Below are 15,599 nucleotides of genomic sequence, written 5' to 3' on the forward strand. Positions count from 1 at the left end.
GTTCTGAATTGAGGAGAGTGGAACCATCGCTCAGGAAAAGAAGCAGCGCGTTAATGAAGAAATTACCGCGCCGGAAGTGCGTCTGATCGACGCCGAAGGGGAGCAGGCCGGGATCCAGACGATCCGTGCCGCGCTGGAACTGGCTGAAGACGCCGGGCTCGACCTGGTGGAAATCGCCCCTTTGGCCAAGCCGCCTGTCTGCCGGATCATGGATTACGGCAAGTTCAAGTACCAGGCAGCCAAGAAGGCGCACGAGGCAAAAGCCAAGCAGAAACAGGTGCAGGTCAAGGAAGTCAAGTTGCGTCCGCGTACGGACGAGAACGACTACCAGATCAAGCTGCGCAATCTGCGTCGATTCCTGGAAGATGGCGACAAGGTTAAGGTGACGTTGCGTTTCCGCGGCCGCGAGATGGCCCACCAGGAATTCGGCATGCGCCAGCTCGAGCGTATCAAGGCCGATCTGGGGGAACTGGCGAACGTCGAACAGATGCCCAAGATGGAAGGCCGCCAGATGGTGATGGTCATGGCGCCGAGCAAGAAGGGCAAATAAGGTTTTCGCCGTTTCGGCGAATTGCAGGTGAAGGCGCCCCGGTGCCTTCGAAACAAGTGGGAGCAGGTCCACAAATGCGCGCGAGCGCTGCCTGTGACCATGACATAAACAGGAGCATCTCATGCCCAAGATGAAAACCAAGCGGGGCGCTGCCAAGCGTTTCCGTGTGCGCGCGAGCGGTAGTGTCAAGCGCGGTCAAGCCTTCAAGCGTCACATCCTGACCAAGAAGACCACCAAGGCCAAGCGCCACCTGCGTGGTGCGACCCAGGTCCACGAGTCGGATGCCAAACTGGTCAGCGCCATGCTGCCCTACGCCTGATAGGAGAGAATCATGCCTCGAGTCAAACGTGGTGTAACCGCACGCGCCCGTCACAAGAAAGTCCTTGCCCAGGCCAAAGGTTTCCGCGGTCGTCGCAAGAATGTCTACCGCGTCGCCAAACAGGCGGTGATGAAGGCCGGTCAGTACCAGTACCGTGACCGTCGTCAGCGCAAGCGTCAGTTCCGCGCCCTGTGGATCGCCCGTATCAATGCCGCCTCGCGCGAGGTGGGAATGACCTACAGCACGTTCATGAACGGCCTCAAGAAGGCTTCCATCGACGTGGATCGCAAGGTGCTGGCCGATCTGGCCGTGTTCGACAAGCCGGCGTTTGCCGCGCTCGCGGAGCAGGCCAAGGCCCAACTCGCTGCGTAAGCACCCGCAGCGGAAAGAAAGGAGGCCTAGCCTCCTTTTTTTTTCTGACAAGCATGGCGCAGGTTCATGAACGATCTCGATTCCCTCATCTCACAGGCGCAGAGCGATTTCGCCGCGGCGGCCGACGCCGGCCAGCTCGATGTGGCCAAGTCGCGCTATCTCGGCAAGAGTGGCGCCATCACGCAACAACTCAAATCGCTCGGTCAGCTCGCGCCCGAGGCGCGGCGTGAGGCCGGCGCCCGCATCAATGCCGCCAAGGCGCGCATCGAGGAAGCGCTCGAGAGCCGCCGTGAGGCGATCCGCGACGCGCAACTGAGCCACCAGCTCGCCGCCGAGGCGCTGGACGTGACCCTGCCCGGGCGCGGTACCGGCAAGGGAGGGCTGCATCCGGTCAGCCGTACCGTGGAGCGGATCGAGGCGCTGTTCCGCTCCATCGGCTTCGAGGTGGCGGACGGCCCGGAAATCGAGACCGATTTCTTCAACTTCACCGCCCTGAACACCCCGGAAAACCATCCGGCCCGCTCCATGCACGATACCTTCTACCTCGAAGGCAACGACGACGTGCTGCTGCGGACCCATACCAGTCCGGTGCAGATCCGCAGCATGCGTGCCCATGTGGAGCGCCATGCCGGCGCCGCGCACATGCCGGAAATCCGGATCATCGTCCCCGGCCGGGTGTATCGCGTCGATTCCGACGCCACCCATTCGCCGATGTTCCACCAGATGGAAGGCCTGTGGGTGGGCGAACAGGTCAGCTTTGCCGATCTGAAGGGCGTGATTGCCGACTTCCTGCGCAAGTTCTTCGAGACCGATGACCTGCAGGTGCGCTTCCGTCCGTCCTTTTTCCCGTTCACCGAGCCGAGCGCCGAGATCGACGTCGGTTTCATGCATGGTGAGCTCAAGGGCAAGTGGCTCGAGATCGGCGGCTGCGGGATGGTCCATCCGAATGTGCTGCACCACGGCGGCATCGATCCGGAGCAATACACCGGCTTCGCCTTCGGCATGGGCTCGGATCGACTGACCATGCTGCGCTACGGCATCCACGATCTGCGCCTGTTCTTCGAGAACGACCTGCGTTTCCTCAGCCAATTCAGGTAAGACGACATGCTTTTTTCAGAACAGTGGCTGCGCACACTTGTTGATCCCGCGCTGGATACCGAAGGGCTGGGGCATCTGCTCACCATGGCCGGGCTCGAGGTCGAGGAAATCAAACCCGCTGCGGCGGCCTTCTCGTCCGTGGTGGTGGGGCACATCCTGTCCACCGAAAAACATCCCGACGCCGATCGCCTGAAGGTGTGCCAGGTCGATGCCGGGCAGGGCGAACCGCTGCAGATCGTCTGCGGCGCCCCCAACGCCGAGGCCGGCATGAAGGTGCCGTGTGCGCTGGTCGGCGCCCGGCTGCCGGGCTTCGAGATCAAGAAGGCCAAGCTGCGCGGCGTCGCGTCCTTCGGCATGCTGTGCTCGGCCAAGGAACTGGGCCTGTCGGACGACCACGGCGGCCTGTACCGCCTGAGCGATGATGCCCCGGTGGGGCAGGACGTGCGTGAGCTGCTCGACCTGAACGATGCGATCATCGAAATCAGCCTGACGCCGAACCGGGCCGACTGCCTGAGTCTGATCGGGGTGGCCCGCGAGGTGGCGGCATTGACCGATCTGCCGCTCACGCTGCCCGCGATCGCGCCAGTGCCGCCGACCATCGATGCCCGTCGCGAGGTCGTCCTCGACGCGCCGGCGGCGTGCCCGCGCTTCTGCGGCCGGATCATCGAGGGCGTCGATGCCGCCGCATCGACACCCGAGTGGATGAAGCGCCGGCTCGAGCGCAGCGGTATCCGCAGCATCAGCGCCCTGGTCGACATCACCAACTACGTGATGCTCGAACTCGGCCAGCCCCTGCATGCCTACGACAACGCCCACTTGAGCGGCGCGATTCATGCGCGCCTCGCGGCGCCGGGGGAAAAACTCCTGCTGCTCAACGAGCAGACCATCGATCTGGACGCCGACACCCTGTTGATCGCCGACGAGCGCAATGTTCTCGGCATGGCCGGCATCATGGGGGGCGAGGACAGCGGTGTCACCCTGACGACCCGGGACCTGTTCCTCGAAGCGGCCTTTTTCGCGCCCGAAGCCATCGCCGGCCGGGCGCGTGAGTATGGCTTTTCGTCGGATGCCTCCCATCGCTTCGAGCGCGGTGTCGACTTCGCGCTCAGCCCGGTCGCCATCGAGCGCGCGACCCAGCTGATTCTGGAGATCTGCGGGGGCGCGCCCGGTCCGGTCACGGTGGCCGAATCGGTCGCCGATCTGCCCGCACGCGAGCCGGTCGTCCTGCGCCCCGCGCGGGCACGCAAGCTGCTCGGTATCGCCCTCGACGACGACCAGATCGCATCCCTGCTCGAGCGTGTGCACCTGGACGTGCGCCGCGACGGCGACACCTTCATCGTGACGCCGCCGTCCTACCGCTTCGACATCGAGATCGAGGTCGATCTGATCGAAGAACTGGTGCGTCTGCACGGCTACGAGAAGCTGCCCGCCCCGGCACCCCAGGGCAGTCTGGCGATGCTGGACAAGCCGGAGGATCGGCGTGATCTGTGGCAGGTGCGCCGGCTGGTGGCGGATCGCGACTTCCAGGAGGTGGTGACCTACGCGTTCATCGAGGACGCCTGGGAGCGCGACCTGTGCGGCAACGAGGCCCCGATCCGGCTGGCCAATCCGATTGCCAGCCAGATGAACGTCATGCGCAGCAGCCTGATCCCGGGGCTCGTGCAGGCGCTGACGGTCAACCGCAAGCGCCAGAGCACGCGCGTACGCATCTTCGAAGTGGGGCGCTGCTTTGTCGCCGATGCCGATGCGCAACCCGTGCCCGGCTACCACCAGCCGGTGCGTCTGGCGCTGCTGGCTGCGGGGACGGCCGCGCCCGAGCAATGGGGGCAGCCGGGCCGGGCGGTGGACTTCTTCGATCTCAAGGCCGATGTCGAGGCCCTGCTGGCCCCGGTCGCGGCACGCTTTGCCGCCGCCGAGCATCCCGCGCTCCACCCGGGGCGTTCGGCAAGTATCAGCATCGATGGCGAACCGGTCGGATACATCGGTGAAATTCATCCGAAATGGGTGCAGAAATATGATCTCGGCACGGCACCGATCGTGTGCGAAATCGAGGCCGATGCCGCGTTGGCGGCCCGATTGCCCGAATACGCCCCGATCTCCCGCCAGCCGGCGGTGACCCGTGACATGGCGCTGGTGCTCGATCACGGCATCGATTCGGCGAGCGTTCTGGCGGCCCTCGAGGCGGCGGCTGCGCCCATCGTCAGGGCGATCGAACTGTTCGACGTGTATCAGGGCAAAGGCATCGATCCGGACAAAAAGAGCCTTGCTTTCAGGGTGTTGATGCAAGATACTCAACGAACCCTTGAAGACGCCGAGGTGGACGCTGCGGTCGCGGCACTGGTCCAACGAGCCGAGGCCGACTTTAATGCCCGCCTGCGTGGATAAGGGACGCGAGAATGACATTAACAAAGGCTGAACTGGCAGACCTGCTGTTCGAGCAGGTCGGTTTGAACAAGCGCGAAGCGAAGGACATGGTCGAGGGATTCTTCGAGGAAATTCGCATGGCGCTGGAGCGAGGTGAGTGTGTGAAGCTGTCCGGTTTCGGCAACTTCCAGCTGCGCGACAAACCCCAACGCCCGGGTCGCAACCCCAAAACCGGGGAAGAGATCCCGATCACGGCGCGTCGTGTGGTCACCTTTCATGCCAGCCAGAAGCTCAAAGCTGCTGTGGAATCCCTGAGTCATGCAGGAAAGTCCTAATACCGACGGCGAAGACCGCCTGCCGCCGATCCCGGCCAAACGCTATTTCACCATCGGCGAAGTCAGCGAGTTGTGTGGTGTCAAGCCCCATGTGCTGCGCTATTGGGAGCAGGAATTCACCCAGCTCAAGCCGGTCAAGCGCCGGGGCAACCGCCGCTATTACCAGCATCATGAGGTGCGCCTGATCCGGCGGATCCGCGAGTTGCTGTACCAGGAAGGCTTCACCATTTCCGGGGCGCGCAACCAGCTCAACGCGTCGGCCATCCATGCGCATGAAGACGCGCATGAGGCGGCCGACCTGCGGGACAAGATCGCCAATGCCCGTCAGGTGCTCTCGAACCTGCTCGATGAATTGAAAGACGCGTAAGTGGATTGTGGTTTTGGCCCGCATTGCCTATAATTGTGGGCTTGTGTCGGGGCGTAGCGCAGCCTGGTAGCGCACTTGCATGGGGTGCAAGGGGTCGCGAGTTCGAATCCCGCCGCCCCGACCAGTAACAACAAAAAATGAAAAAGGCCAGTCATCATGACTGGCCTTTTTCTATTTGTCTGGCGGGTGTCAGAAATCGACGCGGTAGCCCAGCGATGCGAATTGGCGTGTGCTGGACTCGGACTGGCCGTTGGCGTCGGTCTGCGACTGTTCGAGCATGAATTCCATCTCCAGGCTCTGCGATTCCTTCCAGCGATAGGTGAGACGGAGGCTGGGGGTGATGCGCCGCAGGCGCGTTCCTGCGTCGTTGCGCTGGCGGTAGTACCGCAGGGCCGGTTCGAGCACCCAGTGCTCGCGCACGACGCTGAGGCTGTTGAGCGAGGCGCTCAGGCCGGTGTAGTCCCGGCCGTGCAGGCTGCCCACATCGAACACGAGAATGTCCCGGTCGCTGTAAAGGTTGGAGCCGATCGCCTGCACGTTGACGTGGCGGACGGTGCCCGTCGCCGGAGTTGCGGGCAGGTTGCCGCTGGCCGGCAGCGCGCCGATGCTCGACAGGCGCAGGTCGACACCCAGCTGCAGGTGCGGGTTGAACTGGCGCGAGACGCCGGCAAAGAGCAGTTTCGCCAGCGCGGTGCGGTCCAGGGCCTGTTGCTTGATCCGGTCGAGGGACAGGGTTTGCAGCAGGGTGTGCATGGACGAATGGGTCTCGCCGATGAGGGCGTTGCCCAGTTGCAGTGTGGGTGTCTGGCGGCGGTCGTAGAGCAGGTTCCAGGTGTAGCCGCTGTCCGTGGACAGCGTGCCCTGAAGCATGGCGATGTTGAGCTTGCGAAAATAGGTGTCGTAGTCGACGAGGCCGTACATGGCCAGATGCGGGTCGAAGTAGCGCACGTCACCCCCGAGCGCGCGGCGGTCGACCACATCGTCGATCTTCTGCTCGATGACGTAGCCGTTGCCGCTCCAGTGCTCGGCAAAGGTGCCGGCATCCACGTTCGCGCCGTAGAAGTAGCGCGATGAGTCGAAGTTGTATTCCACGGGTTGCCCGACCACGACGTTGGCTTTCCACCGGGGCGCGAACTGGTAGCCGCCCAGCAGGCCGTCGAAGCGTCCGAGCACGCCGCCGGAGAGACCCGACTGGCGCCCGATCCGTCCGCCCATCTGCATGGGCAGGTACTTGAAGTCGTAGTAGGCGGCGGTCAGCCGGTTGCGACTGTTGCCGCGACCGAGGAAATCAGCGGTGTTGGTGTCCCGCAGCACCAGGCGGTTGTCGAACTGGGCGGTCCGGAAGCGGCCGGTGAGATCGATGTTGGTGATCAGCGCGGACTGGTCGGTTTCGTCGAATACCGCTTTGTCGATGGTGGTGCCGGTATTGACACGCGATTCGGCATGGGTGGCGCCGTGGTAGTAGAACTGCGACAGACTGCCGCTGAGCGTGAACGGGATCGGCGTCACCGGCCGGGCGGCACGGGCGCCCACCGTCCTGGCGGCGCCCGCTTCCGGGAGCGCCGCAAGCTGCTTGCCGACACGGGCCGCGCCTTCGCTGTCCGGATAGAGCTTGAGGTAGAGCTCATATTCCGCGCGCGCCTTGCGGATCTGGCCGTTGCGTTCGCGGGCCAGACCGATCAGCTCCTGCGCCTGCTGCGAGTAGCGCGAGGGCGGCAGGACCAGCACCCGGTTGAAGCGACCGATGGCCAGCGCGTTGTCACCGTTGTCGAGCGCCGCCTTGCCTTGTGCGAAGAGGGTGGCGGCTTGGGCCTCGACTTCCTCGGCGGTTTGCGGCACGGTCGCGGGCGCGGATTCGGCGGTCACGGTCTGTGCCGGCGGCGGCACGCTGGCGCTGGGCGGTGGCGTCGCGTCGTCGCGCATGCGCGCGACCGTGGCTTCGGGAAAGCGTTTTTTCAGTGCCTGGCGAACGCGTTCGGCCTCCGCAGCATCCTCGAAGTAGCCAAGATTGAGGCGATACTGCGTCGCGCCGTCGACGTCGATGGTATCGGTGAACAGCGACAGGGCCTGGTAGTCGGCGGGAATCGGGACGACCTTGCGGATCGGCGCGTCCTGCGCGTGAAGGACGACGATGTAGCGCTGTGCGAGCGGAAGCTCGGCGGTGCGGGCCTGTTGTGCTTCCTGCGCGACCGCCGCGGCGGCGATCGGAATGCGCAGCACGACGCTGCGATTCGACTCGCCCGGGGAGACGCTGAAGTGCACCGGTTTGTCGAAGCGCAACTGGATGTTCTTGACCGTCCGGCCGCCCTGGCCGGAGGAATAGGTGACGGAAAAATCAGGCAGCAGGCCACCGCCGTCCACCTTGCGGTATTCATCGGCGGAGGAGGCGGCAGCCTCCGGGTCGTTCAGTACCTGGAATTCGATCCGGACCAGTTCCCCGCGATCGGTCGGGGAATGACGCAGGTACTGGATGCGTGCGTTGAACAGGATCCGCACCAGCACATCGTTGCCATCGCGCTGTACCTCGATTTCGTCGAGCACCTGGCCGATTGCCGGCATGGCGGCGAGCAGGGCGAACAGGCAGGTGATCCACCTGAGGTGGCGAAGGCAACGTTGCAGCGTCATCCGGTCGGTTTCCGTTGTGGTTTGTCAGTCGAAGCTGCCGCTGGTGGCACGGTGATGGCCGGTTCTGGAGCGGCGGATGGTGGTCATCGAGCTGTCGGTGTACTCGTGGCAGGCGCCCGAGCAGTCGGCCAGTTCGGCGACCGTGTAATACACCCGCGGCGAACTGATCTTCACGTGCTCGCCCGGGCGGAACCGGTTGGCGTGACACCCCGCGCAGTTGGGCTTGTAGGCGGCATAGCGCCACGCGATGACCTCGGAGTTCGAGGTGTGGCACGAGGTGCAGGTGACGCCGGAGTTGTGCCGCTGGTAGAACGGGCTCAGATGGGTGTAGCTCGTCGTCGGCGTCCATCCGGTCGTGGTATGGCAGGCGTCGCAGGCACGCGTGGTGACGAAGTGCGAGCCCGGCTTTCCGGTGGCCGACGTGCCGTTGTGGCAAGTGGCGCAACTGCCTGGTGTGACGCCGGTATGCGTGAACGTGGCGGGAATCCAGGCGGTGGTCCGGTGGCAACTGTCGCAGGACAGCGTCGTCGGCAAATGATTCGACGGTTTGCCGGTGGCGGTGCTGCCGTTGTGGCAGGTGCTGCAGGTGCCGGGCGTCACGCCGGTGTGGGTGAAGGTGGCCGGCACCCAACCGGTGGTGCGGTGACAGCTGTCGCAGGACTGAGTGGTGAGGAGGTGATTCGATGGCTTGCCGGTCGCGGTGCTGCCGTTGTGGCAGGTGCTGCAGGTGCCCGGTGCCACGCCGGTGTGGCTGAAAGTCGCCGGCACCCAGCCGGTGGTGCGGTGGCAGGTGTCGCACGACTGCGTGGTCGGGATGTGGCTCGACGGCTTGCCGGCGGCGGTGCTGCCGTTGTGGCAGGTGCTGCAGGTGCCCGGCGTCACGCCGGTGTGGCTGAAGGTGGCGGGCACCCAGCCGGTGGTGCGATGGCAGGTGTCGCAGGACTGCGTGGTCGGGATGTGGCTCGACGGCTTGCCGGCGGCGGTGCTGCCGTTGTGGCAGGTCGAACACGAGCCCGGCGTCACGCCGGTGTGGCTGAAGGTGGCGGGCACCCAGCCGGTGGTGCGATGGCAGCTGTCGCACGACTGCGTGGTCGGGATGTGGCTCGACGGTTTGCCGGCGGCGGTGCTGCCGTTGTGGCAGGTCGCACACGAACCCGGCGTCACGCCGGTGTGGCTGAAGGTGGCCGGCACCCAGCCGGTGGTGCGGTGGCAGGTGTCGCACGACTGCGTGGTCGGGATGTGGCTCGACGGTTTGCCGGCGGCGGTGCTGCCGTTGTGACAGGTCGAACACGAACCCGGCGCCACCCCGGTGTGGCTGAAGGTGGCGGGCACCCAGCCGGTGGTGCGGTGGCAGGTGTCGCACGACTGCGTGGTCGGGATGTGGCTCGACGGTTTGCCGGCGGCGGTGCTGCCGTTGTGGCAGGTCGCACACGAACCCGGCGTCACGCCGGTGTGGCTGAAGGTGGCCGGCACCCAGCCGGTGGTGCGGTGGCAGCTGTCGCAGGACTGCGTGGTCGGCAGGTGGTTCGACGGTTTGCCGGCGGCGGTGCTGCCGTTGTGGCAGGTCGAACACGAACCCGGCGTCACGCCAGTGTGACTGAAGGTGGCCGGCACCCAGCCGGTGGTGCGATGGCAGCTGTCGCACGACTGGGTCGTCGGCAGGTGATTCGACGGTTTGCCGGCGGCGGTGCTGCCGTTGTGGCAGGTCGAACACGAGCCCGGCGTCACGCCGGTGTGACTGAAGGTGGCGGGCACCCAGCCGGTGGTGCGGTGGCAGCTGTCGCAGGACTGGGCAGTGGGCAGGTGGGTGGCCGGTTTGCCGGCAGCGGTCGTGCCGTTGTGGCACGTGTTGCAGGTGCCGGGGGCGATACCGGTATGGCTGAAGGTGGCGGGAATCCAGCCGGTGGTGCGATGGCAGGTGTCGCAGGTCTGGGATGTCGGCAGGTGGTTCGATGGTTTGCCGGCGGCGGTGCTGCCGTTGTGACAGGTCGAACATGAGCCCGGCGCGACCCCGGTGTGGCTGAAGGTCGCCGATGCCCATCCGCTGGTGCTGTGGCAGCTGTCGCAGGATTGGGACGTCGGCAGGTGGTTCGACGGCTTTCCGGCGGCGGTGCTGCCGTTGTGGCAGGTCGCGCATGAACCCGGTGCCACGCCGCTGTGGCTGAAGGTGGCCGGCGTCCACCCGCTGGTGCGGTGGCAGGTATCGCAGGACTGGGCGGTGGGCAGGTGGGTGACCGGCTTGCCGGCGGCGGTCGTCCCGTTGTGGCAGGTGTTGCAGGTCCCGGGGGCGATGCCGGTATGACTGAAGCTCGCCGGCGTCCATCCGCGCGTCTGGTGACAGCTGTCGCACGACTGCGATGTCGGCAGGTGCGTGGCGGGTTTGCCGGCCGCGCTGCGCCCGTTGTGACAGGTGGCACAGGTGCCGGGCGTCACGCCGCTGTGGCTGAAGCTCGCGGGCGTCCAGCCGCCGGTGCGGTGGCAGCTGTCGCATGACTGGCTGGTGGGGATGTGGGTGGCGCTTTTGCCTGCCGCACTGCGCCCGTTGTGGCAGGTGGCGCACGTGCCGGGGGCGACGTTGGCATGATCGAATCGCGCGCCCGAGAAGCGGGCGGTCGACTGGTGGCAGCTTTCGCAGGGCAGCGACGTCGGGATGTGGTTGGCGCTCTTGCCCAAGGCCCGGCTGCCGTTGTGGCAGCTGGCGCAGTTGCCGACGATGCCGGTGTGATCGAAACGGGTGGCCCGGAACGAGGCGGTGGACTGGTGGCAGGTCTCGCACGGCGCGCTGGTCTGGATGTGGTTCGCACTCTTGCCGGGTGCGGTCGTGCCGTTGTGGCAGCTCACGCAGTTGGTGGTGATGTTGGTATGGACGAAACGCGCGCCGCTCCAGGCCTTGGACGAGTGGCAGGTGCTGCAGGCCTCGTTGGTCGGCACGTGGTTGGCCGGCTTGGCCGTGGACGCCAGCGTGCTGCCCGTGTTGTGGCACCCCTCGCAGGTGCGCGGCGTGCCCTTGAAGACCCCTTTCACATGGCAGCTTTCACAGCGTGCCTCGGCGTGGGCCCCCTGCAGCGGAAATCCGGTCTTGAGGTGATCGGCCACGCTCGAGACCTGGGCGCCGGCCCATCCGGACCACAGCAGGATCGACAGCCACAGGCACAGGTGCAGGCACCAGGCCGGCAGGGCGGGCGGCCACCCCGGGCCAGGGCGGCGCGATTGGGCCGGATGTCGGGCCATCGATCGGTCCTCTCGGAAGCGGAAAACAGGGTATGGGAAAAATTCCCATGACGGTGGCGAGTGTATGCGGGTAAATTTCCCACGTCAACGATTTATGCAATCGTGTTTTGCAACAGCGATGCTCAGCGCTGGTGCAACGCGCTGACGTCGGTGAAGCGTTCGCTCACGTGACAGCGCTCGCACCGTTTGCCGAATGCGCCCTCGTGCACGTCGTCGCCCGCGTGGCAGGACACGCAGCTCGTCGCCAGGGTGATCGCCTTGTCGACCGGCTGACGATGGCAGCCGCTGCACCGAACCTTCCGGTGTGCGCCGTCGAGTCGGAAGTCGGTCTTGTCGTGGTCGAAGTCCCACAGTCGCCAGTCGCGCGCGTTGTGGCAGCTCTCGCATTTGGGGCCGAGGGTCTGCTTGTGGACGTCGTCCTCGCGATGGCACGAGACGCAGGCGGTGGGTGCGTCCCGGTAGGTGGCGGCCTTGTGGCAGTCGGCGCATCGGGCGACCTGGTGACGGCCGAGCAGCGGAAAGCGGGACCGCCCATGGTCGAAGCCGGTGCGCTTCCAGTCGTCCTCCGCATGGCACTGGTCGCAGCGGGCACCGAGCTGGCCTTTGTGGACGTCGTCGGTCTTGTGGCAGGACACGCAGGTCTGTTCGAGCTTCACTTCGTACAGAAAACCGGTGTGACAGCTTTCGCATGTCACCTGCCGGTGTCTGGCCCGCAGCGGGTACTGGGTGTCCCGATCATGATCGAAGCGGATGGTCTTCCAGTCGTCGGCACCGTGGCAGCTGTCGCATTTGTCGCCGAAGCGCTTCTTGTGCTTGTCGTCGTCGGCATGGCAGGCGACGCAGCGGGTCGGCGCGTCCTTGTAGCGCGCGGTCTTGTGACAGGACTCGCATTGCGTGTTCAGGTGCTTGCCCAGGAGCGGGAAGTCGGTCTTCGCATGGTCGAAGCGGGTGCGCTTCCACGACCACTCCGCGTGGCAGTTCTCGCACTGCTCGCCCAGGGCGCCCTTGTGCGGATCGTCGCTGCGATGGCAGGACACGCACCGGGTGGCGAGCTTGTCGCGATAGAGCGACCCGGTGTGGCACGAATCGCACTTGACCTGGGCGTGGCGCCCGATCAGATCGTAGCGGGTATCCCGGTCGTGATCGAAGCTCAGGCGTTTCCAGTCGCTGTCCTGGTGGCAGCTGGCGCACTTCTCACCGTAGCGGCCCTTGTGAGGGTCGTCGTCACGGTGGCAGGCCACGCACTGGGTCGGGGTGTCCTTGAAGCGGTTGTTGGCGTGGCAGTCGGTGCAGGCCGGTTGGGTGTGACCGCCACGCAGCTTGAAATCCGTCGTGTCATGGTCGAAGCGGGTGCGCTTCCAGTCGCGCGCGTCATGGCAGTCGGCGCATTTGGGCCCCAGCCCGCCCTTGTGGGTGTCGTCCTTGCGGTGGCAGTCCACGCATTGGCCCGGGGCGTCGCGGTGCTTTTTGCCCGGCAGGTGGCAAGAGGTGCATTTGACCGTCGTGTGCTTGCCCGCGAGCGCGTAGTCGGTCAGGTGATGGTCGAAGGTCTTCGTGTCCAGATGCACGATGCGAGCGTTGCGGCCCTCATGGTCGGTATGGCAGTTCCGACAGGGCTGCGGCTTGAGTCGGCCGTGGTAGCCGCGTTTCGCCGCGATGTCGGCGCGAATGGGCTTGTGACAGTCGCGGCACAGCCGGTCCTGCTCCTTCTTCTTGAAGCGCACATGGCAGTTCTCGCAATTGGCCTCGAGCTTGGCATGGCCGGCGATCAGCTCGCCCGGCATGATGATCGACTCGATGCTCTGGCTCGCGGCAAGGGGTGCCCATCCCATCAGGCACAGAAGAACGAACAGGACTCGCATGCGTCGGCTCAGTACATGTGCACCGCGATCACGTGAATCACGGCGCTGAGCACCAGCAGGTACAGCAAGGGTACGTGCACCACGTGCCACAGGGAGAACAGGCGGTCGAAGGCATTGAACTGGGCCACCCGCAGCACCGCCCGCAGATAACCGAGGACCAGCTTGCGCGATTTGCGCATGCGCCGGCGCGTCTTGGCGCGATCCCAGTGGCGCGCCTCGGCACGTGCCCTGAGCGCGGTACGGATACGGGGCAGGGCGCGCCAGTAGAGCAGGCGCGCGCGCGGGCCGAGGAGGACGAAGCGGATCAGGCGCCCCGGGCCGGCCGTCGGCGCCAGCGCGTCGCGCTCGAAGCTCAGCAAGGCCTGCTCCACCTCCGGGACGAAGAACAGCTGCGAGCGCACAGCGCGGTTGGCCAGGCCGGAGAGCGTCTGGAATTCCTCCAGCGTGGCGCGCTGGCCGTACAGGCCGTGATGGATGCGCACGTACAGGAAGCGGCCGATCAGGCCGCTGGCCGCCACCAGCGCCATCGACACCAGGGCCACGCCGGCGTTGAGCGATTCGATGCGGTAGGTCGAATGGAGCAGCACCAGGATCGGGCCGGCGATGCCGAACACCATGTGGTAGCGGAACCAGTGACGCATCGGCCCCAGGCGGCGCAGGGGCCGGATGCGCTTTCTCAGGGGGTAGAGCAACAGGGTCGCCATCATCAGCGCGCCGCTCAGGCCGAGATAGTAGCCAAGGTCGTCGCCCGGTTCATACAGGCCGGCGCGGCCGATGGTGGCCGTCACGGCAATCATGACCACCACCGCCAGCAGCAGGGGCCAGGTACGCTCGCGCGGGGCGGCGGGCGCGGAGGAGCGGGCAGGGCGCGGCGATGCCGTACCGATGACGGTGACTGGGGCGGACATGGGAATTCCTGCGGCGTCAGCCATGAATCAAAAATGTGGGAATATTTCACACGAATGCCGGCAGTGTATGACAAAATACGCCCCGGTCCAACTTTGTGGAAAAAATTCCCGCACGCTGGCGCGGACGTCCTGTCCTGCGCCCGGTCGCGGCCTGATTCGAGCCCATGGCACCTCACCAACTGGTCATCGCGTTGCTGTACGTGCTGCCGCTGGCGGCCCTTCTCATCCTCTACGTATGCCGCAGGCGTCAGCGTGAAGCGCGTGGACGCGCCGCGCTGGCCGAGGCCACCGAAGCCGGGCTCAACGAGCCGGCCAGCCTGCATCCGGAGGTCGACCCGGTGCGCTGCATCGGCTCCGGCTCGTGTGCGCGGGTCTGTCCGGAACAGGCGCTGGCACTGGTCGACGGCAAGGCGCGGCTGGTCAATGCGTCCGCCTGCATCGGCCACGGCGCCTGCCAGGCGGCCTGTCCCTTCGATGCGATCACCCTCGTGTTCGGCACCGCGCGGCGCGGCATGGACATTCCGAAGGTGAATCCGGACTTCCAGACCAATGTGCCGGGCATCTTCATCGCCGGGGAACTGGGCGGGATGGGGCTGGTGCGCAAGGCGGTGGAGCAGGGCAGCCAGGCCATGGCCTCGATCGTGGCGCGGGCACGCCGCCAGTCGCCGCCGGCCGGTGGCCACGACGTGCTCATCGTGGGGGCCGGGCCGGCGGGTCTGTCGGCGGCGCTGGCCGCCAAGGCCGCTGGCCTGGACTACGCCCTGATCGAGCAGGAGACCTCCCTGGGAGGGACCATCTACCACTATCCACGCAACAAGATCGTCATGACCGCGCCCATGAAGCTGCCGATCGTCGGCATGGTGCGCCTGAGCGAGATCAGCAAGGAGGCGCTCCTCGCGCTCTGGCAGCGTGTCATCGACGAGGCCGGCATCGACATCCAGTTCGGCCAGCGGATGGAGCGGCTGGCGTCGATGGACGGCGGCGGCTTCTCGGTCACCACCTCGAAGGGCGAAGTGAAGGCCGGCAGCGTGCTGCTGGCGGTGGGGCGCCGCGGCACCCCGCGCAAGCTCGAGGTGCCCGGCGAGGAGCAGTCCAAGGTGGTCTACCGCCTGGTCGACGCCGAGCAGTACCGGGGCGCCCGGGTGCTGGTGGTCGGCGGCGGCGACAGCGCGCTGGAGGCGGCCCTGGCGCTGGGCGAGCAGCCCGGCACCACGGTGACCCTGTCCTACCGTGGTGACGCCTTCGGCCGCGTCAAGGGCAAGAACCGCAGCGCCATCGAGGAAGCGGCGGCGCTCGGGCGGGTGCAGGTGCTGCTGCGCTCCCGGGTCGAGCGCATCGAGGCGGATTCGGTCGCGCTCGGCACCGACACCGGCACGGTGGTCATGCCCAACGACCATGTGATCGTCTGCGCCGGCGGCATCCTGCCCATCAGCACCCTCAAGGACGCCGGCATCGTCGTCGAGACCAAGTACGGCACTGCCTGAGACGGCGCGTCGGGCGCGGTGATCGGCTGCGCCTGCGGCGCGGGGTGAATGGAATTATTTCCCACGCGTCGTTACACTCACGTA

The 15,599-nt window shown here is 66.1% G+C and carries 12 protein-coding genes and 1 tRNA gene; 9 read left to right on the forward strand and 4 right to left on the reverse strand.

The window, feature by feature from the left end; translation table 11 throughout:
• The first annotated feature begins 25 nt into the window (after positions 1-25).
• The 8 genes from infC (at position 26) to G3580_RS06955 (ending at position 5,529) form a co-directional block, all read left to right on the forward strand.
• Positions 26-550 carry a translation initiation factor IF-3 gene (infC, locus tag G3580_RS06920; protein WP_173768654.1) on the forward strand — a complete coding sequence of 175 codons (525 nt, stop codon included), beginning with the start codon at positions 26-28 and terminating at the stop codon, positions 548-550.
• A gap of 121 nt (positions 551-671) precedes the next feature.
• Positions 672-869, forward strand: a complete 198-nt coding sequence (gene rpmI / locus G3580_RS06925; protein ID WP_173764566.1) for a 50S ribosomal protein L35 — start codon at positions 672-674, stop codon at positions 867-869.
• 12 nt (positions 870-881) lie between these two features.
• The gene (gene rplT, locus G3580_RS06930) at positions 882-1,241 is read left to right on the forward strand and encodes a 50S ribosomal protein L20 (protein WP_173764567.1); all 360 of its coding nucleotides are present in this window, start codon (positions 882-884) and stop codon (positions 1,239-1,241) included.
• Between the two features lie 66 nt (positions 1,242-1,307).
• Positions 1,308-2,339 carry a phenylalanine--tRNA ligase subunit alpha gene (gene pheS / locus G3580_RS06935; RefSeq protein ID WP_173764568.1) on the forward strand — a complete coding sequence of 344 codons (1,032 nt, stop codon included), beginning with the start codon at positions 1,308-1,310 and terminating at the stop codon, positions 2,337-2,339.
• Positions 2,340-2,345: 6 nt separating this feature from the next.
• Positions 2,346-4,724 carry a phenylalanine--tRNA ligase subunit beta gene (gene pheT, locus G3580_RS06940; RefSeq protein ID WP_173764569.1) on the forward strand — a complete coding sequence of 793 codons (2,379 nt, stop codon included), beginning with the start codon at positions 2,346-2,348 and terminating at the stop codon, positions 4,722-4,724.
• Between the two features lie 11 nt (positions 4,725-4,735).
• Positions 4,736-5,038: an integration host factor subunit alpha gene (locus G3580_RS06945; protein WP_173764570.1), complete on the forward strand. Its 303-nt coding sequence runs from the start codon at positions 4,736-4,738 to the stop codon at positions 5,036-5,038.
• The gene (locus tag G3580_RS06950; RefSeq protein ID WP_173764571.1) at positions 5,022-5,405 is read left to right on the forward strand and encodes a MerR family transcriptional regulator; all 384 of its coding nucleotides are present in this window, start codon (positions 5,022-5,024) and stop codon (positions 5,403-5,405) included. Before G3580_RS06945 ends, G3580_RS06950 begins: the two co-directional genes overlap by 17 nt.
• Before the next feature lie 47 nt (positions 5,406-5,452).
• A tRNA-Pro gene (locus G3580_RS06955) sits at positions 5,453-5,529 on the forward strand.
• 65 nt (positions 5,530-5,594) lie between these two features.
• Here G3580_RS06955 and G3580_RS06960 read toward each other — a convergent pair.
• The 4 genes from G3580_RS06960 to G3580_RS06975 all read right to left on the reverse strand — a co-directional run bounded on the left by G3580_RS06960 (position 5,595) and on the right by G3580_RS06975 (position 14,031).
• Positions 5,595-8,030, reverse strand: a complete 2,436-nt coding sequence (locus G3580_RS06960; protein WP_173764572.1) for an outer membrane protein assembly factor BamD — start codon at positions 8,028-8,030, stop codon at positions 5,595-5,597.
• A 24-nt stretch (positions 8,031-8,054) separates the two neighbouring features.
• The gene (locus G3580_RS06965; RefSeq protein WP_173764573.1) at positions 8,055-11,261 is read right to left on the reverse strand and encodes a cytochrome C; all 3,207 of its coding nucleotides are present in this window, start codon (positions 11,259-11,261) and stop codon (positions 8,055-8,057) included.
• A gap of 122 nt (positions 11,262-11,383) precedes the next feature.
• Positions 11,384-13,123, reverse strand: a complete 1,740-nt coding sequence (locus G3580_RS06970; protein WP_173764574.1) for a cytochrome C — start codon at positions 13,121-13,123, stop codon at positions 11,384-11,386.
• 8 nt (positions 13,124-13,131) lie between these two features.
• Positions 13,132-14,031, reverse strand: coding sequence for a hypothetical protein (locus tag G3580_RS06975; protein ID WP_173764575.1), 900 nt, complete (start codon positions 14,029-14,031; stop codon positions 13,132-13,134).
• Positions 14,032-14,195: 164 nt separating this feature from the next.
• Here G3580_RS06975 and G3580_RS06980 point away from each other — a divergent pair, with 164 nt between their 5' ends.
• Positions 14,196-15,515 carry an FAD-dependent oxidoreductase gene (locus G3580_RS06980; RefSeq protein WP_173764576.1) on the forward strand — a complete coding sequence of 440 codons (1,320 nt, stop codon included), beginning with the start codon at positions 14,196-14,198 and terminating at the stop codon, positions 15,513-15,515.
• Positions 15,516-15,599: the final 84 nt, after the last annotated feature.

It is taken from the genome of Nitrogeniibacter mangrovi (assembly GCF_010983895.1).
Taxonomy (GTDB): Bacteria; Pseudomonadota; Gammaproteobacteria; order Burkholderiales; family Rhodocyclaceae; genus Nitrogeniibacter; species Nitrogeniibacter mangrovi.

Bases quoted from the DNA above. Each gene is read 5' to 3' on its own strand.
- G3580_RS06960 (WP_173764572.1), bottom strand. From the start codon at position 8,030: ATGACGCTGCAACGTTGCCTTCGCCACCTCAGGTGGATCACCTGCCTG.
- G3580_RS06950 (WP_173764571.1), top strand. From the start codon at position 5,022: ATGCAGGAAAGTCCTAATACCGACGGCGAAGACCGCCTGCCGCCGATC.
- rpmI (WP_173764566.1), top strand. From the start codon at position 672: ATGCCCAAGATGAAAACCAAGCGGGGCGCTGCCAAGCGTTTCCGTGTG.
- G3580_RS06975 (WP_173764575.1), bottom strand. From the start codon at position 14,031: ATGTCCGCCCCAGTCACCGTCATCGGTACGGCATCGCCGCGCCCTGCC.
- pheT (WP_173764569.1), top strand. From the start codon at position 2,346: ATGCTTTTTTCAGAACAGTGGCTGCGCACACTTGTTGATCCCGCGCTG.
- G3580_RS06945 (WP_173764570.1), top strand. From the start codon at position 4,736: ATGACATTAACAAAGGCTGAACTGGCAGACCTGCTGTTCGAGCAGGTC.
- pheS (WP_173764568.1), top strand. From the start codon at position 1,308: ATGAACGATCTCGATTCCCTCATCTCACAGGCGCAGAGCGATTTCGCC.
- G3580_RS06980 (WP_173764576.1), top strand. From the start codon at position 14,196: ATGGCACCTCACCAACTGGTCATCGCGTTGCTGTACGTGCTGCCGCTG.
- rplT (WP_173764567.1), top strand. From the start codon at position 882: ATGCCTCGAGTCAAACGTGGTGTAACCGCACGCGCCCGTCACAAGAAA.
- G3580_RS06965 (WP_173764573.1), bottom strand. From the start codon at position 11,261: ATGGCCCGACATCCGGCCCAATCGCGCCGCCCTGGCCCGGGGTGGCCG.
- G3580_RS06970 (WP_173764574.1), bottom strand. From the start codon at position 13,123: ATGCGAGTCCTGTTCGTTCTTCTGTGCCTGATGGGATGGGCACCCCTT.